At 58.4% G+C, this 303-nt stretch carries 1 protein-coding gene; it reads right to left on the reverse strand.

The window, feature by feature from the left end:
• Nucleotides 1-234, reverse strand: a 234-nt coding sequence (locus KMS84_RS44375) for a hypothetical protein (RefSeq protein ID WP_256921531.1), incomplete at its 3' end; no start/stop codon positions are given.
• Nucleotides 235-303 lie beyond the last annotated feature (69 nt).

Genomic DNA, 303 nt, shown 5'->3' on the forward strand with positions numbered 1-303 from the left:
GAGCATGGTCTGCGCCGCAGTGGGGAAGTCGGCAAGGTTTTGTGTGGCAAGCCAGAACCACGCGCCGAGCTTGCGCCACATCTTTGTCCCCTTGACCACGAATGGCGCCAGTAGCGGGTTTTTGGTGATGATATGGCCCTCGTCGGTGACCATGATGATCGGTCGACCCAGGTACTGGTCGCGCTCGGCAAGGTTGTTCACGGTGTTCATCAGGCTGATGTAGCTGATGGACATCTGTGCCTCATAGCCTTCGCGAGCGTAAGTGGCCAAGTCGACAATGGTCACATCGCTCTCGGGCCAAGG

This window comes from Streptomyces hilarionis, assembly GCF_024539675.1.
Lineage (GTDB): Bacteria > Actinomycetota > Actinomycetes > Streptomycetales > Streptomycetaceae > Streptomyces > Streptomyces hilarionis.